This window comes from Nocardiopsis rhodophaea (assembly GCF_039530945.1).
Lineage (GTDB): Bacteria > Actinomycetota > Actinomycetes > Streptosporangiales > Streptosporangiaceae > Nocardiopsis_C > Nocardiopsis_C rhodophaea.
In genome coordinates this window covers 16827-37348 of record NZ_BAAAPC010000017.1, presented here as the reverse complement: position 1 = coordinate 37348, position 20522 = coordinate 16827, and the positions used below count along the sequence as shown (strand labels likewise).

Annotated in this window: 18 protein-coding genes; 4 read left to right on the top strand and 14 right to left on the bottom strand. The window is 72.1% G+C overall.

The features are described 5' to 3' along the window. Window positions 1-40 precede the first annotated feature (40 nt). The 5 genes from ABD259_RS18515 to ABD259_RS18495 all read right to left on the bottom strand — a co-directional run bounded on the left by ABD259_RS18515 (window position 41) and on the right by ABD259_RS18495 (window position 4427). Window positions 41-856, bottom strand: a complete 816-nt coding sequence (locus ABD259_RS18515) for a GvpL/GvpF family gas vesicle protein (protein ID WP_344106067.1) — start codon at window positions 854-856, stop codon at window positions 41-43. Window positions 857-1097: 241 nt separating this feature from the next. After that, window positions 1098-1514: an ABATE domain-containing protein gene (locus ABD259_RS18510; RefSeq protein ID WP_344106069.1), complete on the bottom strand. Its 417-nt coding sequence runs from the start codon at window positions 1512-1514 to the stop codon at window positions 1098-1100. A 252-nt stretch (window positions 1515-1766) separates the two neighbouring features. After that, window positions 1767-2996: a cysteine--1-D-myo-inosityl 2-amino-2-deoxy-alpha-D-glucopyranoside ligase gene (gene mshC / locus ABD259_RS18505; RefSeq protein ID WP_344106071.1), complete on the bottom strand. Its 1230-nt coding sequence runs from the start codon at window positions 2994-2996 to the stop codon at window positions 1767-1769. 176 nt (window positions 2997-3172) lie between these two features. Continuing rightward, a complete protein-coding gene (locus ABD259_RS18500) occupies window positions 3173-3415 on the bottom strand; it encodes a hypothetical protein (RefSeq protein WP_344106146.1) in 243 nt (80 codons plus the stop codon). A 190-nt stretch (window positions 3416-3605) separates the two neighbouring features. Further along, window positions 3606-4427, bottom strand: a complete 822-nt coding sequence (locus ABD259_RS18495; RefSeq protein ID WP_344106074.1) for an NRDE family protein — start codon at window positions 4425-4427, stop codon at window positions 3606-3608. 242 nt (window positions 4428-4669) lie between these two features. Between ABD259_RS18495 and ABD259_RS18490 the strand changes: the two genes are divergently transcribed. Further along, the gene (locus ABD259_RS18490; RefSeq protein ID WP_344164170.1) at window positions 4670-7162 is read left to right on the top strand and encodes an HAD-IC family P-type ATPase; all 2493 of its coding nucleotides are present in this window, start codon (window positions 4670-4672) and stop codon (window positions 7160-7162) included. Between the two features lie 24 nt (window positions 7163-7186). Here the strand turns inward: ABD259_RS18490 and ABD259_RS18485 are convergent, their stop codons facing one another. From ABD259_RS18485 to ABD259_RS18470, 4 genes are read right to left on the bottom strand one after another with little or no spacing between them, the layout of a single operon-like run. Further along, window positions 7187-7930, bottom strand: coding sequence for an SCO1664 family protein (locus ABD259_RS18485; RefSeq protein WP_344106079.1), 744 nt, complete (start codon window positions 7928-7930; stop codon window positions 7187-7189). Window positions 7931-7948: 18 nt separating this feature from the next. Further along, on the bottom strand, window positions 7949-8533 hold the full coding sequence (locus ABD259_RS18480) for a DUF3090 domain-containing protein (protein WP_344106082.1): 585 nt from the start codon (window positions 8531-8533) through the stop codon (window positions 7949-7951). Between the two features lie 25 nt (window positions 8534-8558). Continuing rightward, window positions 8559-9317 (bottom strand): histidine phosphatase family protein, encoded by a 759-nt coding sequence (locus ABD259_RS18475; protein ID WP_344106084.1) that lies wholly within the window; start codon window positions 9315-9317, stop codon window positions 8559-8561. A gap of 57 nt (window positions 9318-9374) precedes the next feature. Beyond that, window positions 9375-10538 carry an undecaprenyl-diphosphate phosphatase gene (locus tag ABD259_RS18470; RefSeq protein WP_344164167.1) on the bottom strand — a complete coding sequence of 388 codons (1164 nt, stop codon included), beginning with the start codon at window positions 10536-10538 and terminating at the stop codon, window positions 9375-9377. Between the two features lie 609 nt (window positions 10539-11147). On the opposite strand from ABD259_RS18470, the gene ABD259_RS18465 reads away from it, so the two are divergent. Together ABD259_RS18465 and ABD259_RS18460 are read left to right on the top strand one after the other, a co-directional pair. Further along, window positions 11148-12107: an aldo/keto reductase gene (locus tag ABD259_RS18465; RefSeq protein ID WP_344106088.1), complete on the top strand. Its 960-nt coding sequence runs from the start codon at window positions 11148-11150 to the stop codon at window positions 12105-12107. A 291-nt stretch (window positions 12108-12398) separates the two neighbouring features. After that, window positions 12399-14204: a helix-hairpin-helix domain-containing protein gene (locus ABD259_RS18460; protein WP_344164164.1), complete on the top strand. Its 1806-nt coding sequence runs from the start codon at window positions 12399-12401 to the stop codon at window positions 14202-14204. 22 nt (window positions 14205-14226) lie between these two features. Here the strand turns inward: ABD259_RS18460 and ABD259_RS18455 are convergent, their stop codons facing one another. Beyond that, window positions 14227-14982: a DUF4389 domain-containing protein gene (locus ABD259_RS18455; RefSeq protein WP_344106092.1), complete on the bottom strand. Its 756-nt coding sequence runs from the start codon at window positions 14980-14982 to the stop codon at window positions 14227-14229. A 176-nt stretch (window positions 14983-15158) separates the two neighbouring features. Then, on the bottom strand, window positions 15159-16022 hold the full coding sequence (locus tag ABD259_RS18450; RefSeq protein WP_344164161.1) for a helix-turn-helix transcriptional regulator: 864 nt from the start codon (window positions 16020-16022) through the stop codon (window positions 15159-15161). Between the two features lie 137 nt (window positions 16023-16159). Between ABD259_RS18450 and ABD259_RS18445 the strand changes: the two genes are divergently transcribed. Further along, on the top strand, window positions 16160-17791 hold the full coding sequence (locus ABD259_RS18445; RefSeq protein WP_344164158.1) for an AMP-binding protein: 1632 nt from the start codon (window positions 16160-16162) through the stop codon (window positions 17789-17791). Window positions 17792-17908: 117 nt separating this feature from the next. Here the strand turns inward: ABD259_RS18445 and ABD259_RS18440 are convergent, their stop codons facing one another. The 3 genes from ABD259_RS18440 to fabG form a co-directional block, all read right to left on the bottom strand. After that, window positions 17909-18670, bottom strand: a complete 762-nt coding sequence (locus ABD259_RS18440; protein WP_344106098.1) for an SDR family NAD(P)-dependent oxidoreductase — start codon at window positions 18668-18670, stop codon at window positions 17909-17911. A 112-nt stretch (window positions 18671-18782) separates the two neighbouring features. Further along, window positions 18783-19547 (bottom strand): enoyl-ACP reductase FabI, encoded by a 765-nt coding sequence (fabI, locus tag ABD259_RS18435; protein ID WP_344106100.1) that lies wholly within the window; start codon window positions 19545-19547, stop codon window positions 18783-18785. A gap of 97 nt (window positions 19548-19644) precedes the next feature. After that, entirely contained in the window at window positions 19645-20349 is a 705-nt protein-coding gene (fabG, locus tag ABD259_RS18430) for a 3-oxoacyl-[acyl-carrier-protein] reductase (RefSeq protein WP_344106102.1), read from the bottom strand. Between the last annotated feature and the right edge of the window lie 173 nt (window positions 20350-20522).

The following is a 20522-nucleotide window of genomic DNA, read 5'->3' as shown; positions in this document are numbered from 1 at the left end:
GCGCGTTCGGGGCGGATCCGGGCGCCGGTACGGGCGGCGCCTACAACCGCACCGTGGCCGCGGGGCACATGTGGCGGGTGTCCGCGGTACCGAGGGCGGTCATCGCGAACGAGTAGGGCGCCCACGGCCCGGACACCACGATCCGCGTGCCGCGGGGAGCGCTGGCCCGGAGCCGCTCGGCGATGCGCACGAGCTGCGGCGTGCGGTCAGCGGGAACCAGGTAGGAGGCGTGCATGGCGGTCTCTCCTCCCGTTCCCGTACGGCGGGTGAGCAGGGGACGGTGGTCCTCGCGCGCCTCGGCGAGCCCGCCGACCAGGTCGTCGACGCGCCGGGCCAGCGCCGCGGCGTCGCGCCAGCGGTCCTCGGCGGATTCGGGGGGCGGGCGGCGCTCGTCCCGGTAGGTTCGGCCGGGCGTGCGACGGGCGCGCTGGGTGGCGCCGCCCGGTGCCGTCGGCGGGCGGGTGAGAACCTTGACGCCCCACTCGACGCGTCCGCTCAGCCGCCGCAGTACTGACTCGAACGCCCCGCCCTCATCGCGCAGCAGCGCGCGCACCTGCTCCTCGCCGTTGTACACGCTCGCCATCCGCAGCGGGATCACCGCGCTGTTCTGGGAGATCTCGTCGACCACGCGATGGTGGGCGCGCGCCGCGGCCTCCAGCCACTCGATGTCCCCCAGGTGCACCCGGAATCCACGCTCGTCATAGGAGTTCACGGGAATAGGGCTGACAGCGGCCGCGAGATTCTGTTGTGCCACCAGGTACACCGGATATCCGCCGACACCGCGCGCGTCACCCAGTCTGTGCCGTGGAAACGGCCGCGCGACCGCGTAGACGTAGACCGCGTTCCTTTCCTCCACCGGTCCATTCCTCTCCCTCGGGACGGGGGTGTTCGTCTGCCTATGTCCGATGCCGTCCGATCGTGCTGTGTTCGCCCGAGGAGTGGCCGCACCGCGCCACTTCGTAATGCGCACTGCTCAACCCGGTAGTTTCATTCCGACCGATTCAACAACACATCATCATGTGATGGGATGTATTTCCTCGCGCTAACGGGGGTCCACCGGAGCTTTTCCCACCCCGATGAATCCCCGCGGGGGTGGGTCAGACTTTGATCTTGCGCCACTCACCGGTGGCCAGGATCGTCGCCCAGGCGCCCGCGATGCGGGCGAGCCCACGGCGCACCTCGTCGACGACGGCGGGCGCCAGGGCGGAGACCGCGCCGTCGGAGGGCTCCATGCGGACGGTGACCCGCAGCCCGTCGAGGACGCGCTGCGCCTTGTTGATCACTTCGGTGTCGGCGGGATGGCCAGCGGCGCGGCGGAGCTGCGCGTACATGCCATCGCGCAGCGTGATGGCCTCGTCGAAGTCGGCGAGTGTGATCGGAATGGCTCCGTCGGTCGTCAGCCGATGCTCACGTAGGAACCGCGCGAGGTCCGCACGGTCACCCAGGGTGTCGCCGGTGACAACGAAGGAGCGTACGAGATCTGCCGCGGTCGAGAGTTGGATGGGGGTCGTCATGCTCCCATCTCACCACGGCCGGGGTCGGCCTGGAGCCGGTCGTGCCCGTCTCGGCCGCATCGGGCCATGATCGACCGGGAAAGCCGACGGAGCACGGGATCCGGGCGAGATTCGGCCGGTCCTCTTTGAGCGAATCGGACCGGGTCGGACAGGGGCGCGCACCGCCGCGTCCGTCCGCGTTCGGCGGGAGGACGGCCAATGCACAGCGGCCGCTTCCCCGGCACGGGGAAGCGGCCGCCGGGTGCCGCGCGTCTAGAGCCGGACGCCGAGCAGGGTATCGGCGATGTCAGCGGCCAGGGCCGGGGCGGCGGGATCGCCCGCCGGGGACACCGCCAGGGCGGCTTCGGCCCAGGAGTCCATGGCCATCAGGGCCGTGCCGGTGTCGAGGTCGTTGGCGAGGGCCGCGCGCACCTGGGCCAGCAGGGGCATGGCGTCGGGACCATCGGGGCGGGCGGTGGCGGCGCGCCAGCGGGCGAGGCGGTCGGTGGCCCGCGCGAGCTCGTCGGCCGTCCAGTCCCAGGTGCCGCGGTAGTGGTGGGCGAGCATGGCCAGACGGACGGCCATCGGGTCGGCGCCCTGCTCACGCAGGCCGGAGACGAACACGAGGTTGCCGAGCGACTTCGACATCTTCTCGCCGTCCAGGCCGACCATGCCGACGTGCATGTAGTTGTGCGCGTGGGGTCCGGTGCCCGTCGCACATCGCGCCTCGGCGGCGCCCATCTCGTGGTGCGGGAAGACCAGGTCGCTGCCGCCGCCGTTGAGGTCGAAGCCCATGCCCAGCTCGTGCAGGGAGATCGCGCTGCACTCGACATGCCACCCCGGGCGGCCGCGGCCCAGCGGCGTGTCCCAGGCGGGTTCCCCCGGGCGCTCGGCGCGCCACAGCAGCCAATCCAGCGGGTCCTTCTTGCCGGGGCGGTCGGGGTCGCCGCCCCGTTCGGCGAACAGCCGCAGCATCTCCTCCCGCTCCAGCCGGCTCACCTCGCCGAAGTGCGGTGCGGACTCGGCGGCGAAGTAGATGTCGCCGTCGAGTTCGTAGGCGGCACCGCGTTCGCGGATCTTGGCCACGAACTCGGCGATGAGGTCGACAGACTCCACGACCCCGACATAGGCGCGCGGCGGCAGGACGCGCAGCGCCGCCATGTCCTCGCGGAACACCTCGATCTCGCGCTCGGCCAGCGCCCGCCAGTCCTCGCCGTTCGCCTCGGCGCGCTCCAGCAGTGGGTCGTCCACGTCGGTGGTGTTCTGTACGTAGTCGACCTCATGCCCGGCGTCCCGCCAAACACGGCCGACCAGGTCGAACGTGAGGTAGGTGAAGGCGTGGCCGATGTGGGCGGCGTCGTAGGGGGTGATCCCACAGACATACATCCGCGCGGTTGGGCCCGGATCCGTGGTGCGCAGGGTGCCGGTCACGGTGTCGTGGACGCGGAGCGGCCCACCGTTGCCGGGCAGGCGGACGATGTCAGGCGCAGACCAAGAACGCATACATCCGAGACTATCCGCCGGTGTGGGCGGGAATGCCCGGACTCAGTCCGCGGAAAAGAGGCGATCCTCCCAGTGTCGCGGGGAATAGCGCGGTTATCGCGGCGCGGCCGACCGCCGCCGACCGTGCGCGCGCCCGGTGCCCACCCCCAGGAGCGGTCGCCGCCCCGGACACGGCCTCACAGGGTGCGGCCGTGCCGGTAGACGCGGGCAATGGCGGAGGCGCTGATCAACACGGCGACAACGCACAGCGCGGCGAGCAGCTCGTTGCCCAGCCGCCAGTGCATCACCGCGGCGGCGAAGGACACCACATAGAGCAGCCAGTAGGCAGCGGATTCCAGATAGTAGCCGGGCGGGCGGGGCCGGACGATCCGACCGTCCTCACCCCTCTGCCTCCCGTTGTACGTTCTTCGAGCTATCACGTGATGTCGCAATCCCGGACCGTCCCCGACGACAGGGGGCGCCTGTAGGTGGGTTGGCGTGGTTGGAGCCGGTCGTGGCGAGACACCACCCGGCCGGGATCCGATCGCGGTCCGATCCCGCCGTAAGGAGACGCCACACCCGGCGCCGAGGTTTACCACCCACGTCCCCCTCCTCGGGGAGATCACCAGGTCAGAGAAGCATTCGCCAGGCGGTGGGATCCCCCGGGGCGCCGGTGAAGGCGTAGCGCGCCTCCCGCTCGGAACAGGCGACCAAGGAGACCGACCCCGATGCCCACACCCCGTGTTCGCCGAGATCCGCCCGAGCGATCAGGGAGGAGGGGTCGTCCGGCGCGCGGCCGAGCCCGCCGGTGCGCGCGGGGCCGCGTGCCGCTTCGTCGACCAGGCGCGGCCAGGCACCCCACACCTCGCCGGGCTCGGTCGCCGTGTGCAGCACATCGGCACCGGGGCGCGGCCGGGTCTCCTCGAACAGTGGGGTGTAGCGCTTGGCGCGCGGCTCGTCGGGGTCGAGACCGCTGTTGACCAGGACACTCACGCCCGGCGGCAGGGACTGTACGGCGAGGTCGCGGCCGTCCCAGCTGTAGAGCACGGCCGACTCGGCGTCCGCGCCGAGCAGGTGGAAGGGTTCGTAGCGGTGCAGCTCCTCCGTGCCGAGTCCGAGCCTGCCGTACTGGGCCATGAGCAGCGGCAGGCGGCCCCGGCTGAGCCGGTCGACGTCGGCCGGGACGGTCGGCTCCAGGGTCGGCGTGCGGTCGCCGCGCGGCCACCCGTTGAGGAGGGCGCCGACGCGCGGACCGCTGCCGCGGCCCCCGCTCGTGCGCACGGCCAGCCAGGTCCCGCCCTCGCGGGGGTCGCGGCCACCGAGCAGCTCCGGGTACCGGGGCCAGTGCCGGTCCGGCCCCTCCCAGCCGCGTTCGACCATCTCGTCGCGTACCGCCACGAGCAGCAACGGGACCGCGGCCTCGGGATCGAAGCCGACGATAGCCGTGCACATCCGCGTTCTCCTCGCTCTTCGCGCGGTGGCGCCGTGCGGCGCCCTGACGTCCGTCGGCCGCCGCACCGCCCGGGAGAAACGGGGAGGCGGCAGCACCAGGGGCAGAACGGGTCCTAGCACGACCGCCGGGGACCACGGCTTCACATAGGCTTCTGATCGGTCGGGTGCGAAGCGTGGCCCCCTCGTCTGCCGGTTCCCGATTCTCCTTTTCATTGTGACCGCAGCAACTTACTGGAGTGTGGATGGGCCCCCAAGGCGGACGAACGGAGCAGGTGGCGGACGCCGCCGAGGACGTGCGCGGGCTCTCCGCCGATCAGGTCGCCGAACGCGTCGCCCAGGGACGGACCAACGACGTCCCGGTGCGCGCCAGCCGCACCTTGGGCCAGATCATCCGCGGCAACCTCTTCACCCGCATCAACGCGATGATCGCCGTCCTGTTCGCCATCATCGCGGTGATCGGTCCGGTGCAGGACGGCCTGTTCGCCCTGGTCATCGTCATCAACACGCTGATCGGCATCGTCCAGGAGCTGCGGGCCAAGCGCACCCTCGACCGGCTGGCGATCGTCAACGCCGCGCACCCCCGGGTGCTGCGCGACGGCGCGATCGTCGCGGTCCGGCCGCAGGAGGTGGTGCTCGACGACGTGATCGAGCTGGGTCAGGGCGACCAGGTGCCGGTGGACGGCGACGTCGTTTCCGCCGCCGGGCTGGAGGTCGACGAATCGCTGCTGACCGGCGAGGCCGACCCGGTGCTCAAGGCCCCGGGTGACAGGGTCATGTCGGGAAGCTTCGTCGTCGCTGGCGCCGGCCGGTTCCGCGCCGCCAAGGTCGGCCGCCACGCCTATGCGTCCCGGCTGGCTGAGGAGGCCAGCCGGTTCAGCCTGGTCCACTCCGAGCTGCGCTCGGGCATCAACCGCATCCTGAAGTTCATCACCTGGGCGCTGTTCCCCATCGGCGGGCTGCTCATCTACAGCCAGCTGGCCCTCGGCGGTGAGGTCGGCATCCGCAAGAGCATCGGCGACGGCCAGGTCTCCGGGCCGCTCGCCGAGGCGCTGCGCGGCATGGTGGCCGCCCTGGTGTCGATGGTCCCCGAGGGCCTGGTCCTGCTGATCAGCATCGCCTTCGCGGTGGGCGTCGTCCGGCTGGGCCGCCGCCAGTGCCTGGTGCAGGAGCTGCCCGCGATCGAGGGCCTGGCCCGCGTCGACATCGTGTGCACCGACAAGACCGGCACGATCACCGAGGCCGGCATGCGCGTGGCGGAGCTGCGCGATCTGGGCGGCGGGCCCAACGGGGAGCGCACCGTCCCGCGCGAGGTGCTGGCGGCGCTGGCCGCGGCCGACCCCCGGCCCAACCCGAGCCTGGCGGCGATCGCGGAGGCCTGCGGCGACGCACCCGGCTGGCCGGTCACGGCGACGGCCGCGTTCTCCTCGGCGCGCAAGTGGAGCGGCGCGAGCTTCGCCGCCCCGGCCGGGGAGCGGCACTGGGTCCTCGGCGCGCCCGATGTACTCGCCGCCCCGAACAGCCCGGAGGCGGCCGAGGCCGAGCGCATCGCCGCCCAGGGGATGCGGGTCCTGCTTCTGGCCCGCTCCAGCGTGCCGGTCGACTCCGTCGAGGCTCCGGGGAACCTCACGCCCCTCGCACTGGTCGTGCTGGACCAGCGCGTGCGCGACGACGCCGCGCCCACCCTGCGCTACTTCGCCGACCAGGACGTCGAGGTCAAGGTCGTCTCCGGCGACAACGCCGCCTCCGTCGGGGCCGTCGCCCGGGAGCTGGACCTGCCCGGCGCCGCCGACCCCGTCGACGCCCGTGACCTGCCCAGCGAACGCCGCGGCTTCGACGAGGTGGTGGAACGGACCGCCGTGTTCGGGCGGGTCACGCCCGAACAGAAGCGCGACATGGTGCGCGGCCTGCAGCAGCGGGAGCACACGGTCGCGATGACCGGTGACGGCGTCAACGACGTCCTGGCGCTCAAGGAGGCCGACATCGGCGTGGCGATGGGCTCGGGCAGCCCGGCGTCGCGGTCGGTGGCGCAGATCGTGCTGCTGGATAACCGGTTCGCCACCCTCCCGGCGGTGGTGGCCGAGGGGCGGCGGGTCATCGGCAACATCGAGCGGGTCGCCAACCTGTTCCTCACCAAGACCGTGTACTCGATGACGATGGCCACCATCGTCGGTCTGCTCGCCGTCTCCTATCCCTTCTTCCCGCGGCACGCGACCCTGATCAACGCGGTGACCTTCGGCATCCCGGCGTTCTTCCTGGCCCTGGCGCCCAACAACGAGCGCGCCCGTCCCGGGTTCGTGGCACGGACGCTCCGGCTGGCCGTCCCCGCGGGCATCATCAGCGGCTTGGCGGCCGTGACCACCTACCTGATCGTCCTGCGCGGGGCCGCCACGCCCGAGCTGACCGACCGCACGGCCGTGGTGATCACCCTGTGTGCGACCACCCTGTGGGTGCTGCTGCTCGTGGCCAAGCCGTATGTGTGGTGGAAGGTGGTGCTGGTCGGCGCGATGGTGGGGCTCCTGTGCACCGTGCTGGCCACACCGTATGGACGGGAGTTCTTCGCCCTGGACATCAGCGACCCCGGCGAGATCATCACCGCTCTGGCCGTCGCGGCGGTGGCGGCCAGCCTGATCACGCTCGTGCGCGTCGTCGACGACCGGTTCATCCGCCGCGCCCAGGAGCGCGAGGACCACGCGCGTGTCGCCGGCGCCGCGGAGCGGCGGGGCGCGGGGGTCTGAGCGGCGGCCGACCGCGCCGCCGCGTCAGACCGGCGGCCAGGGAACCGAGGGCCACTCCGGTGAGGGGTAGGGGTGGATGCGGTGCTCGCGCAGCAGCTCGACGCGGCGGCGCACCGCGTATCCCTCGGGACGGGTGAGGTGCCGCGCGAGTTCGGTCGAGACGGCGCTGTCCCGCGCTGTCAACTGGGCGTGCAGGGACTCCAGGGCGGCGAGGGCCTCCTCGGTCAACGGCTCGCCCTGCCACTGCCACAGCACCGTGCGCAGCTTGTAGTCCTCGGCGAACGAGACGCCGTGGTCGCAGCCGTACAGGCGGCCGTCGCGTGTGGGCAGCAGGTGGCCGATCTTGCGGTCGGAGTTGTTGATGACCGCGTCGAACACGGCCATCCGGCGCAGCCCCGGGTTCCGCACGTCGCGGGCGAGGCCGATGAGGTCGGCCTCGGGGTCGGCGTCGACCCACAGCTGCACCATGCCCTCGCCGAACGGGCCATCACGGTACACGGTGGGCGGAACGATGTCCCAGCCCAGCGCCTCGGAGACGGCGAACGCGGCGACCTCCCGCCCGGCGAGCGTCCCTTCGGGGAAGTCCCACAGCGGGCGCTCCCCGGCGACGGGTTTGTAGACGCAGGGGGCGCTGCGTCCGCGCGCGGTGATGGTGCAGTAGAGGGTGGCGTTGGAGGCGGTGGTGAGCCGCCCCTCGGCGACCAGCTCCCCCGTTCGCAGCAGATCCAGGGCGTCGGTCACCGGCAGCCCCTGGAACGACGCGGTCATACGTGCTCGTCCCGCCCGTCAGCGCCCGGAGGGCTTGTACCCGTTCTGCCGCGGGCAGATGTGGCCCCCCGGGTCGAGCGGTCCGCCGCACAACGGGCAGTTGGGCCGCCCGGCGGCCACGACGCGCATCGCACGTCCGGCGAAGGCCCGCGCGGCAGTGGGGGTGAGGTGAACACGCAGCACGTCGCGGGTGGCGGGCGCCTCCTCGGCGAAGACCTCGATCTGCTCGGCGACGGGGTCCTCCACGCCCTCCTCCGCCTCCTCGACCTCTTGGGCCTCGACGATGACGCGGCCGGCGTCAGCGTCCCAGGCCAGCGCGAGTGTCCCCACCCGGAAGTCCTCCTCGATGGGCTGCTCCAGAGGGCCGTCGTCGATGTCCTCGGGGGCGGGTGGGGTGTCGCCCGGCAGCTCCCCGAAACGCCGCCGTACCTCTTCGAGCAGCTCCTCGATGCGTTCGGCCAGGGCCGATACCTGGGCCTTCTCCAGCACCACGCTGGTGATCCGGCCGCCGCCGGTGGCCTGCAAAAAGAAGGTGCGCTCCCCCGGTCGGCCGACCGTTCCGGCCACGAAGCGCTCAGGGGGATCGTAAGAGTAGACGGGCATGGTCATTAACCCTAGAGGATGGCGGTCACCGGCATGTTCCGCGACTCGGGTCAGCGGACCGGCCACATGCGGCCTGCCCTGCGCCGCCGCCCACGGCCGCGTCGCCGGAGGCGTCCGAGGGGCGCGGCATCAGGCCCTCGACCGATCCGCCGACGTCGTTCAGACGGACCAGGAAGGGCCGGGTCGGCGTGTAGCGGATGACGGTCAGCGAGCAGGGGTCGGGGACGATGCGCTGGAAGTGGTCGAGGTGAAGGCCGAGAGCGTCGGCGACGATCGCCTTGATGATGTCGCCGTGGGTGCACACGAGGTAGACGGAAGCGCCATGGGCCGCGATGAGCCGGTCGTTCCAATCGCGCACGGCCGCGACCGCCCGCGAGGCCATCCCCGCCAGGGTCTCCCCACCGGGGAAGCGGGCGGCGCTGGGGTGGCTCTGCACGACCCGCCACTGCGGCTCGCGCGCCAGGTCGTCGAACTCGCGTCCGGTCCACTGCCCGTAGTCGCACTCCAGGAACCGTTCGTCCGGGGTGACGGGGGTGCCCACGGCGTCGGCGATCGCCCCGGCGGTCTCATGGCAGCGCTCCAGCGGGCTGGAGACGACGGCGTCCAGGCGGAGCGGTGCGAGCCGGTCGGCGACGTCTTTGGCCTGGGCACGCCCGCGCTCGTCGAGGTGCAGGCCGGGCGCGCGGCCCGCGAGGCGGCTGCCGGTCACCTCGGTCAGCCCGTGGCGGACGAGCAGCAGGGTGGCGACGGTTTCGGGCGGCGATGGCTGCGCTGGGGACCCCATGGTGGGCCAGCATAGGGCCCCGCTCGTCGATTCGCCCGCGGCCCGCCTCCCGACCGGTCATCCCGCCGGGGCGGGCTGCCCCTCCTGCGCAGTGCCCTGCCGCCCCTCCTGCTGCCCGTGGACGACCTTGGGGTCGTAGGGCTGGCCGGTGTAGGGGTCGATGGGCAGGCCGCTGTTCGGGTCGATCTGCACGAGTTCGCCGGTGACGGGGTCCTTGTGCTGTCCTGTCTCCGGGTCGCGCGCCAGGCCGGTCTCGGGGTCGACGGGCCAGCCGGTCTCCGGGTCGACGGACGCAGAGGGCGAGGGGGAGGGGGAGGGCTCCGGTGTCGGGTCGGCGCTGGGCTCGGGTGCCTGCTCCTCGGCGACGACCTCCTTCTTCGGGTTCTCCGAGGCGGCACCGCCGTGCGGTTCGAGCACGCCGAAGCTGACCAGCGTGAGGACGAGGATGCCCAGACCCACGCGGTAGTAGACGAAGGGCATGAAGCTGTGGGTGGAGATGAACCGCATCAGCCAGGCGATGACGGCGAAGCCCACGACGCCCGCCACGACCGTGCCGATGATGGTGGCCAGCACGCCCGCGTACTCGCCGCCGCCGATGTCGGTCAGCTTGTACAGCCCCGAGGCGAACACGGCCGGGATGGCGAGCAGGAAGGAGTACTCGGCGGCGTCCTTGCGCTTGAAGCCCAGCAGCATCCCACCGGTGATCGTGCCACCCGAGCGGGAGACGCCGGGGATGAGCGCGAGCGCCTGGAAGAAGCCGAAGGTGATGCCCCGCTGGACGTTGAGGTCGGTGAGCTCGCGGTGCTTGCGGGTGTAGCGGTCGGTCATGCCCAGGATCACACCGAAGATGATCAGGGTCAGCGCGATGAGCCGCAGGTCGCGGAAGACGCTGTCGATCTGGTCTTCGAGCAGCAGCCCCAGGACGGCGATGGGGATCGTCCCGAGGATCACGTACCAGCCCATGCGTGCGTTGATGTCGCGCCGCAGGTCCTTGTTGACCAGGGCGCGGAACCAGGTGGAGATGATCGTCCAGATCCGCTTCCGGAAGTAGATGACGACCGCGAGCTCGGTGCCCAGCTGACTCACGGCGGTGAAGGCGGCACCGGGATCGGGCCATCCGAACAGCGCGGAGGCCACCCGCAGGTGGCCGCTGGACGAGATCGGCAGGAATTCGGTCAGTCCCTGGACCAGCCCAAGGATGATGGCCTCAAGAATGCTCACGGCGGACTCGTCTCCAACAACATGCTGACTCCACGGCGCCGCTCGGGCAGGGCCCGTGGACCTGAAGGGGCGGTGCGCCGACTCAGATGGCGGCGCGGGCAGACGTGAGCAGCTTAGCCAGCTTCTCGGTACTGCAAGGACCGAGCTTGCAAAGCGAACGCCGCCACCGGGTGCTGGGGGAACCCCGCGTCCAGGCGGCCGGAAGCCCGCCAACCACGGAGGGCCGCCGCCCCGCGCACCGGCAATCGCACCCGGCGGACCTTCACGCTCCGGCGCCCCGGCGCGGCCGTCCCCTCGCCCAGCGAGGCGGGTGTGGAGGGCGCGCGCGGGAACCGCACGTTACCACGCCACTACGGGGCGATTCCCCCGAACCCGAAGACCCCGGGCTCCTCTCCGCAGGGGGCCTGAACGCCGCGTGCACCGATCGACGGCGGAGAAAACGGACCGTGCCCCGGTTTTCGGTCCGCCGACCGCCCGCCGCGCGGCCGGGTCCGCGGCGGGTCGGAAGGGGCGATCGAGCCCCGGGAGGCGCTGTGACGTGCGGCCACCATCGGCCCTTCCCGGAGCGGATCACCGCCGATCGGGACGTGACGCGGTACTCTCCGCGCCATGGAACAGCGACAGGCGGGCGGGTCGGGACTCTGGGTGTCACGCACTGCTCTAGGCACTATGACCTGGGGAAAGGACACCTCGGAGGAGGAGGCCGGCGACCAGCTCACCTCCTTTGTGGATGCCGGGGGAACGTTGGTCGACACGGCCGATATCTACACCGGCGGGCACAGCGAACGCATGATCGGGCGGCTGCTCACCGGGGTCATCCGGCGCGACGACGTGATCATCGCCACCAAGGCCGGGCACACCCCCGAGGGCTACCGCCCGTGCGACACCTCGCGGCGCCACCTGCTGGCGTCGCTGGACGCTTCCCTGCGCCGCCTGCGCACCGACTACATCGACCTGTGGCAGCTGCACGTCCACGACCCCGATACGCCGCCGGCCGAGACCCTCGCGGCGATGGACACCGCCGTGGCCTCGGGCAAGGTGCGCTACATCGGCGTCGGCGGGCTGGCGGCCTGGCAGTTCGCCACCTACGCCACCTGGCAGCAGGCCGCCCCCGGCGGTGGGCGCGCGCCCGTGATCACCACCGGTACGGAGTACTCGCTGCTCAACCGGGGGGCCGAGCACGACCTGCTGCCCGCCGCGGTCGACCGCGGAGCGGGGGTGATCGCCTGGTCGGCGCTGGGACGCGGGGTGCTGAGCGCCAAGTACCGCAACGGCGTCCCCGAGGGATCGCGCGCCGCGCTGCCGCACATGGCCGCGTATGTCGAGCCCTACCTGGACGAGCGCAGCCGCCGCATCGTCGAGTCCGTGTGCACGGCCGCCGACGGGCTCGGGGTCTCGCCCCTGGCCGTCGCCCTGAGCTGGGTGCGCGACCGGCCGGGCGTGACCTCGGCGGTCGTCGGGCCGCGCACCGCCGCCCAGCTCGACGACGTGCTCGCCGCCGAGGATGTCGAGTTGCCCCGGGAGATCCGGGAAGCGCTCGACGACGCCTCCTCGGCCCCGATGCGGTGACGGCGCGCCCGCCGCGCGACGCTGGGCGGCGCGGCTCGGAGCGCCCGGCGCTGGGGCGCGAACTGTTCACCGGTTCTTCACCGAAGGTCCATCGAAGCTTCCGCGGGGATTCGGTCGCCGTCCGGGGATTAGGGGCGCGGATTGACACGGCCCCGCCGTTCGTCCCCGTGTGACCCCGGTGGGACGGGTCCGGTTGTCCACAGCGCCCGTCGCCGCGGCCGAACCGCCGGGGTGTTCTCGCTAAGCTCCCAGGGACGAGTGACCACCGTCCCGCAGAGAGGAACATCCCCGATGTCCGAGGCGCCGATCGCGGCGGGATCCGGGGGCGGCGGCCCCGCGGAGCGCACCCGCGCCGTACTGGCGCGCATGGGCGCGCCTGAGGCGCTGGCGGAGCCGTTGGTGGCCGCTCTGGGGCCGGGCGCCCCCACCGAGCTCACCGCGGACCCGTGGCGGCTGCTGGAGCTCCCCCACGTCACCCTGGAGCAGGCCGACTACTGTGCCCGCCGGGCGCTCGGCGACGCCACCGCCTCCCCCGACGACCCGAGGCGCGGTCGGGCCGTCGTCGCCCGTCTGCTGCACCGCGCCTCGCGCGAGGGGCACACCGCCATCGAGGAGCGGCGTCTGGCCCGGGCGATGCGGTCGATGGGGATCGCCTCCCCCGAACCCGCCATGACGGCCGCCCTCGACGGCGGCGAGGTCATGGCCTTCGAGGTCGTCCCGGACGACGACCCCTTCGGCGAGGGCGGGGAGGTCGCGGAGATGCCCGATCCCGAGCGCTTCTACGGGCTGGCACGGGTCGGACTGGCCGAACAGGACCTGGGTGAGGGGCTGGCGCGGCTGTCGGGCACCAGCGAGCCCCTCATGGACTCCGCGACCGCCGCCGAGACGGTCGAGGCCACAGCGGAGCGGCTGGGGGTCGAGGTCGCCCCGGAGACCGCGGCCGCGCTCGTCACGGTGGCGCTGCGCGGCGTGTGCGTGCTGCCGCACGGCGCGGGGGCGCGCGGGGCCGGGGTCGTGGCGCGCGTCCTGGCGTGCGCCGCCGACATCGCGGCCGGAAGCGAGGTCGGCGTCGCCCTCGCCGCGCCCACCGCGCAGTCCGCGGCGGGGCTCAACGCGCAGCTGGCCGCTCTGGGCACGGGTGCCGCCACCGCTGAAGTCGTGCCGCTGGGCAGATTGCTGGAGTGCCGCGGTCCGGGCGTGTTCGGGCGCGGGACCGAGCGGCCGATCGAGGCCGGTCTGGTGATCGTCACCGACGCCATGGCGCTCGACGTGGAGCACGCCGCGGCACTGGTCGAGGCCTGCGCCGACGCAACCCACCTGGTGCTGCTCGCCGACCCCGCCGAGGCGCCCTCGGCCGGGCCGGGACAGGTGGTCGCCGACCTGGTCGCGTCCGGCACCGTGGCCGTGGCGCAGCTGCCGGCCGGGGCGGAGCCCGACCCGCTCGCCGAGCTGGCCGCGCGAGTAGCGGTCGGCGAGCTGGGCGAGGTGTCCGCCCCTGGGCGGGAGGTCGTGGCCATCCCCGCGGGTTCCGGCAGTGAGGCGGCGCACCGGGCGCTCCAGCTCATCACCGACTCCATCCCGCGCGCCCTGGGCGTCCCGGCCGAGGAGACCCAGATCGTCGCGGCCACGCGCGGCGGCGAGGCGGGCACCGACGCGCTCAACGCCGCCTGCAAGGCCCGGTTCAACGCCGGCCCGGGGGCCCACAACGGCGTGGACCCGGGCGACCGGGTGCTGCTCGCGGCCGACGGCCCGGGCTACACGGCGGGCGATATCGGCTACCTGCGCGAGGTCGGGGACGGCGGGCTGGCCGTGGAGCTCCCGGACGGCACGTCGGCCCCGGTCGCCGACCCCGCGCACCTGCGCCCGGGATGGGCTGTCACCGTTGCGGCGGCGCACGGCGGGCACTGGCCCGCGGTCATCGCAGTGTTCGGCCCGGAGACCCGCGGGTCGCGGCCGCAGGTCTACACGGCCGCCACCCGCGCGCTGCGGCACCTGTCGATCGTGCACGCGGCCGGTCCCGCCCTCGCCCAGGCCGTCCGGGAGACTCCGTCCATCTCCCGGCACACCCGCCTGGTCCCGATCCTGCGGGAGGGGTGAGGGGGCGGCCGCGTGCCGCTTCTCAGGCCGTTCCGCCGCCGGCCACGGGCATGTCGTCGCCGCTGGACGGAGCGGTGGGCGGCGGGGCCGACGGGTGCGGGTCGCGGCCGCCCAGATCGATGCGGAACGGCGGGTAGCGGTCGGTCATCAGGGAGCGGTAGGCGATCACACGCAGCACCCACCGGTTCATGCCCAGGACGAAGTCGAAGATCCCGCGCGGGTAGCCGCCGGTGAACAGCAGGACGATGGCGGCGAAGACGACCAGGACGAACAGCAGGCCCGGGACGGCCACGTAGGTGTTGTGCTCGTCGGTCCACACCCCGGGCATGTCCTCTTGGCGCGTCATCCAGGCCGTGATGCCGGTGAAGAAGCCCACCACGATCAGGTGCGGGATGACCAGCAGCCACCACTTGATCAGGACGAGCCCGCGGGACAGCCGTTGGGGGTAGTCGACCTCGAACCGCGCCGGATAGTCCTCGACGGCCGCCAGGGTGAACGGCGGATACCGGTCGGTGCCCAGCGCCCAGTACGTGTAGAAGTTGACGCGCCAGCGCCAGCGCAGCACCCCGACATTGAACCTGAAGATGGGCTCGGGATAGCGGGCGGTGATGAGGATCGCGAAAAACGCAATCACCGTCAGAATCGCGAACGCGATCCGCAGGAAGAACAGGATGATCCAATGTGGGATGGCCAGGATCCACTTGACCAGCCACAGCCATCGCGATACCGCATCGATATGCCCCTCGACCCGCACCGGATAATTCACCGCATCCGCCATTATGCCCACCCCCCGAAACACGATCCACAGTCTTCAGGAACGGATACCCGGAAGGGCAATCACGTATTCACACAGACAACAAAGAGCATCCATCGCGTTCGACAATTCACACTAAATCAGGCCAATCGAGAAATGCACGGTCCGCGCCGAGGCGGGTCAACGGCAGCGCCAAAGAATCAGGGCAGCATCCCCTGGCGGCGCGCTTCGCTGACCGCCTCCAGACGCGTGTGCGCGCCCAGGCGGCGCATGGCTGAGCGCAGGTAGCTCTTCACCGTCTCCGGCCGCAGCCCCAGCTGCGTGGCGATCCCGGCGTTGGTGCAGCCCAGCGCGGCACACGCGAGCACGTCCAGCTCGCGCGGCGCCAGCGCGGGCGTGTCCCGCCGCGCGCCCTGCTCGTCGGCGGCGGAGGCCATCCGCGAGCTGACGTCCAGCAGCCGCGCCTGGAGGTCGGGGTCGACCACCCGTCCGGCCAGCGAACGCAGTTCGGCGTTGAGCACCCGGATCTCCTCCCACTTGGAGGCTGAGGGGGCGGCCCCCGTCTGGCCGGCGCGTACCCGCTGGAGGTCGAGCAGGCGCCGCTGCGCCTCATCGCGCACCACGATCTCCTGCTCGACACCGCGCGCGGCGGCGTGGACGGCCGCGATGGCGCGGTCGCCGATGGGCAGGGTCTGGCGCAGGCCTCCGAGCAGCAGGCCGCGCGGCTGGTCGCGCACCACCACGGGGACCGCGATGATCGCCCCGAGCTTCTCGGCGCGGACGGCCGCGTCGTACTCGTGGCTGATGGCGTCGGCCGTGATGTAGTCGCGCACCCAGACCGGACGGCGGGTCGCGAGGCTCTTGCCGCCCAGCCCGCGCCCCGGTTCGACGACCAGACCGCGGATCGCGTCGGTGCGGGTTCCGGTGAGTTCGCTGTAGCGGACCCGGCCCCCGGAGCCGGCGGCGCCGCCGAAGACCACCGGCAACCCGCTGTCGCGGCGCAGGCGGGGCAGTGCGGCGCGGATCTCCGCGAGGTCGTCGCCGTGGGACGCGCGGGCGTGCATACCGATCCCCGTTCGGGTGCGGCCGGTGGCGTCCCGTTACCCCCATTCGGGGGTAGGGAGACGCGGGTCACATCGCTCACGATCGTACTGCGTCCCCCGACGCCGAGCGAACGCGACCGAAGCGAAGGACGACGACCATGACCAAGTCCTATACCAGCGGTGCCTCCCCCCAACCGCTGCTGGGCGACACCATCGGGGAGAACCTGGACCGGACCGTGGAGGCGTTACCAGGCCGAGAGGCGCTCGTGGACGTTCCCTCGGGTCGGCGGTGGACGTACGCGCAGTTCGCGGCGGCCGTCGACGACGTGGCGCTCGGCCTGCTCGCCATGGGGATCGAGCGCGGCGACCGGGTGGGGATCTGGTCTCCCAACCGGCCCGAGTGGGCGCTAGTGCAGTACGCCACCGCCAAGGTCGGCGCGATCATGGTGAACATCAACCCCGCCTACCGCTCGCACGAGCTGGAGTTCGTGCTCAACCAGTCGGGTGTGCGACTGCTGGTGGCGGCCCAGCGGCACAAGACCGGCGACTACCGCCGGATAGCCGAACAGAGCCGGGAGCGCTGCCCCGAGTTGCGCGACGTCGTCTACCTCGACGACCCGAGCTGGGACCTGCTGGTGGACCTGGGCGCCGGCATGCAGCAGGAGCGGCTCGCCGAGCGCGCCGCCGGGCTGTCCTGCGACGACCCGATCAACATCCAGTACACGTCGGGGACGACCGGTTTCCCCAAGGGCGCCACGCTGTCGCACCACAACATCCTCAACAACGGCTACTTCGTGGGCGAGCTGCTGGGCTACACCGAGCACGACCGCGTCTGCCTGCCGGTGCCCTTTTTCCACTGCTTCGGCATGGTCATGGGTAACCTCGCGGCCACCAGCCACGGCGCCTGCGTGGTCATCCCCGCGCCGTCCTTCGAACCGGCCGCCACCCTGCACGCCGCCGCCACCGAGCGGGCCACCTCGCTGTACGGGGTACCGACGATGTTCATCGCCGAGCTGGGGCTCGCGGACTTCGCCGACTACGACCTCTCCAGCCTGCGTACCGGCATCATGGCGGGCTCACCCTGCCCTGAGGAGATCATGAAGCGGGTGATGTCGGAGATGCACATGCCCGAGGTCGCCATCTGCTACGGGATGACCGAGACTTCTCCGGTGTCCACGATGACCCGGGTCAACGACGACCTGGAGCGCCGAACCGCGACGGTGGGCCGGGTGATGCCGCACGTGGAGATCAAGGTCGTCGATCCGGCCACCGGGGTGACCGTGCCCCGGGGCGTGCCGGGAGAGCTGTGCACGCGCGGGTACTCGGTGATGGCCGGCTACTGGGAGGAACCGGAGAAGACCGCCGAGGCCGTTGACGCCGGGCGGTGGATGCACACCGGCGACCTGGCGGTCATGCGCGACGACGGCTACGCGGCCATCGTCGGCCGGATCAAGGACATGATCATCCGGGGCGGGGAGAACATCTATCCTCGCGAGATCGAGGAGTTCCTCTACGCCCACCCCAAGGTGTCCGACGTGCAGGTCATCGGGGTTCCCGACGCGAAGTACGGCGAGGAGATCCTGGCCTGCGTCATTCCCCGCGACCCCGCCGACCCGCCGACCCGCGACGAGGTCGCCGAATTCTGCCGCGACCGGCTCGCGCACTACAAGATCCCCCGCTACGTGCGCGTGGTGGAGTCCTTCCCGATGACGGTGAGCGGCAAGGTCCGCAAGGTGGAACTGCGCGCCCAGGCCGCCGACGAACTGGGGCTGGTGGCCGCAGCCGAATGACCCCTTCCCCCTTCCCCCATCCGTCGCGCCCGCGCACCGCCGTCGGGAGGAGGGAGGCGGCGCGGCGCCGGTCCGTAGCGCTCTGCCCCACGGACCGGCGCCGCTCTGACGCGCGTGTCAGACGCGGTCGAGGAACGCGCCGTCGACCACCAGGTTGGTACCGGTGATGAAGCTCGCCGCCGGGCTGCCCAGGTAGGCAACGGCGCGGGCGACCTCGTCGGGGCGCCCCAGGCGCCCGTAGGGGATTCTGGCCCGAACGCTCTCGTAGAAGTCCGGGTCGCTGTGCTTGCGGCGCTCCCAGCCGCCGCCCGGGAACTCGATGGGGCCGGGCGAGACCGTGTTCACCCGCACGCCCTCGGCGGCCAGCGTGCGGGCGAGGGCGGACGCGTGGTGGTTGAGCGCCGCCTTGATCGCCCCGTAGGCCGTGGGGCCGGAGGGGGCGGTGACGTGGAGCGCGGAGGTGGTGGAAATGAGCACCACGGACCCGCCGCGCTCGGAGGCGGCCAGGTGCGGCCCGGCGTACTCGGCCATCCGCACGAACGGCAGGATGTCGGTGGTCAGGCCGCGCTCCCACTGGTCGGGGGTGGCGGCGCTGCCGCCGGAGACGTTGGACACCAGCACGTCGATGCCGCCGAGATCGTCGGCCGCCTGGGCGATGAAGCCGCGCAGCGCCTCCGCGTCGGTGACGTCGACCGCCTGCTCCACGACGGTGCCGCCGGTCCGCCGCAGCTCCTCGGCGGCTCGCTTCAGCGGATCGGCCGACCGGGCGCAGATGGCCAGGTCGGCCCCCTCATCGGCGAAGGTCTGGGCGATGGCGCGGCCGATGCCCCGGCTCGCCCCGGTGACGACGACCCTGGCTCCCTGGAGTCCGAGATCCATTGCGCTGTGTCCTCTCTGATGTGGCTGCTGCCCGTCCCCCCGAACGCGGTCGCGGGCGCCCCCTGGAGGCCAGGGGGCGCCCGCGGTGATCACGAAAGGGGGGAAGTCCAGCCTATGCTCCCGTGGAGTGGAACCCGCCGTCGACGTGGACGATCTCGCCGGTGGTGGCCGGGAACCAGTCGGACAGCAGCGCCACGACGGCGCGCGCGGCCGGCTCGGGGTCGGCGGTGTCCCAGCCGAGCGGGGCGCGCTCGGGCCAGTGCCCGGCGAGCTCGTCGAAGCCGGGGATGCTGCGCGCGGCCATGGTGCGCAGCGGCCCGGCGGAGACGAGGTTGACCCGGATCTTCTGGTCGCCGAGGTAGCGGGCCAGGTAGCGGGCGGTGGAGGTGAGCCCGGACTTGGCGACGCCCATCCAGTCGTAGACCGGGTAGGAGACGCTGTTGTCGAAGTCCATGGCGACCACGGAGCCGCCGTCCCGCATCAGCGGCAGCACCGCGGTGGTCAGCGACTTCAGCGAGAACGTGGAGGTGTGCATCGCGGTGGCGACGTCCTCCCACGCGGTGTCGAGGAAGTTGCCCCCCAGGGCGCCCTGCGGGGTGAAGCCGATGGAGTGGACGATGCCGTCGATACCGTCGACATGCTTGCGGATCCGGTCGGCGAGGCTGTTGAGGTGGTCCTCGTCGGTGACGTCGAGTTCGAGCACCGGCGCGGCCTCGGGGAGGCGCTGCGCGATGCGCTCGACGAGGCTCAGGCGGCCGTAGCCGGTGAGCACGACCGTGGCGCCCTGCTCCTGGCAGAGGCGGGCGACGTGGAAGGCGATCGAGGAGTCGGTGATCACCCCGGTGACGAGGATGCGCTTGCCCTCAAGAATTCCCATTGGAGTCTTCAATCCTGTTCTGCGTTCGCGCGGGTGACCGGGGGGACCGCGGCGCGAGGGCGCCGCCCGGTGCTGGTCAGGTCAGCTGACGGTCAGGTCAGTGGCCCATACCGAGGCCGCCGTCGACGGGGATGACGGCACCGGTGATGTAGGCGGCGTCCTCGCTGCTGAGGAACCGCACCGTCTTGGCGATCTCGCCGACGGATCCGTACCGGCCCAGCGGCACGCTCTTCTTGATCTCGGCCTGCCGTTCCTCGGGCAGCTCCGCGGTCATGTCGGTCTCAATGAAGCCCGGGGCCACGATGTTCACGGTGATGTTGCGGGAACCGAGCTCGCGGGCGAGGGAGCGGCCGAAGCCGACGAGCCCGGCCTTGGAGGCCGCGTAGTTGGCCTGTCCGCCGGAGCCGAGGAGGCCGACCACGGAGGAGATGAGGACGATCCGGCCGCCGCGCTTGCGCATCATGCCGCGCACGGCGCGCTTGGCGACGCGGAACGCCCCGGTGAGGTTGGTGTCCAGGACCGAGGAGAAGTCCTCCTCACTCATCAGGGCCAGCAGCTGGTCCTTGGTGATGCCGGCGTTGGCCACCAGGACCTCGACCGGGCCGTACGCCTCCTCGACCTGCTTGAACGCGGCGTCGACCGCGGCGGTGTCGGTGATATCGCAGTGGACGCCGAACAGGCCCTCCGGTGGCTCGCCCGAGCGGTAGGTGACGGCGACATCGTCACCGGCCGTGGCGAGCTCACGGGCGATGGCCAGGCCGATCCCCCGGCTGCCGCCGGTGACCAGTGCCGTGCGTGACATAACGTGAACTACCTCCGAATGCGCTGATGAGCGCGGCGACAACCATGTCAGAACGGACAGCAGCGTATCCACCTACCCGGCGGTAGGGGAATCGGGCGGCAGAACCGAGGGCCGGCCCCCCTCGCGGCGCCCCGTCGCGTCCCGACGGCAAAACCGCGGGTCAAGATCGATTT

Coding starts and splice junctions, on each gene's coding strand:
- ABD259_RS18480 (WP_344106082.1), bottom strand. CDS start 8,533: ATGCCCGTCTACTCTTACGATCCCCCTGAGCGCTTCGTGGCCGGAACG.
- fabI (WP_344106100.1), bottom strand. CDS start 19,547: ATGGGAATTCTTGAGGGCAAGCGCATCCTCGTCACCGGGGTGATCACC.
- ABD259_RS18465 (WP_344106088.1), top strand. CDS start 11,148: ATGGAACAGCGACAGGCGGGCGGGTCGGGACTCTGGGTGTCACGCACT.
- ABD259_RS18455 (WP_344106092.1), bottom strand. CDS start 14,982: ATGGCGGATGCGGTGAATTATCCGGTGCGGGTCGAGGGGCATATCGAT.
- ABD259_RS18510 (WP_344106069.1), bottom strand. CDS start 1,514: ATGACGACCCCCATCCAACTCTCGACCGCGGCAGATCTCGTACGCTCC.
- mshC (WP_344106071.1), bottom strand. CDS start 2,996: ATGCGTTCTTGGTCTGCGCCTGACATCGTCCGCCTGCCCGGCAACGGT.
- ABD259_RS18460 (WP_344164164.1), top strand. CDS start 12,399: ATGTCCGAGGCGCCGATCGCGGCGGGATCCGGGGGCGGCGGCCCCGCG.
- ABD259_RS18485 (WP_344106079.1), bottom strand. CDS start 7,930: ATGACCGCGTCGTTCCAGGGGCTGCCGGTGACCGACGCCCTGGATCTG.
- ABD259_RS18450 (WP_344164161.1), bottom strand. CDS start 16,022: ATGCACGCCCGCGCGTCCCACGGCGACGACCTCGCGGAGATCCGCGCC.
- ABD259_RS18490 (WP_344164170.1), top strand. CDS start 4,670: ATGGGCCCCCAAGGCGGACGAACGGAGCAGGTGGCGGACGCCGCCGAG.
- ABD259_RS18475 (WP_344106084.1), bottom strand. CDS start 9,317: ATGGGGTCCCCAGCGCAGCCATCGCCGCCCGAAACCGTCGCCACCCTG.
- fabG (WP_344106102.1), bottom strand. CDS start 20,349: ATGTCACGCACGGCACTGGTCACCGGCGGCAGCCGGGGGATCGGCCTG.
- ABD259_RS18495 (WP_344106074.1), bottom strand. CDS start 4,427: ATGTGCACGGCTATCGTCGGCTTCGATCCCGAGGCCGCGGTCCCGTTG.
- ABD259_RS18440 (WP_344106098.1), bottom strand. CDS start 18,670: ATGGATCTCGGACTCCAGGGAGCCAGGGTCGTCGTCACCGGGGCGAGC.
- ABD259_RS18445 (WP_344164158.1), top strand. CDS start 16,160: ATGACCAAGTCCTATACCAGCGGTGCCTCCCCCCAACCGCTGCTGGGC.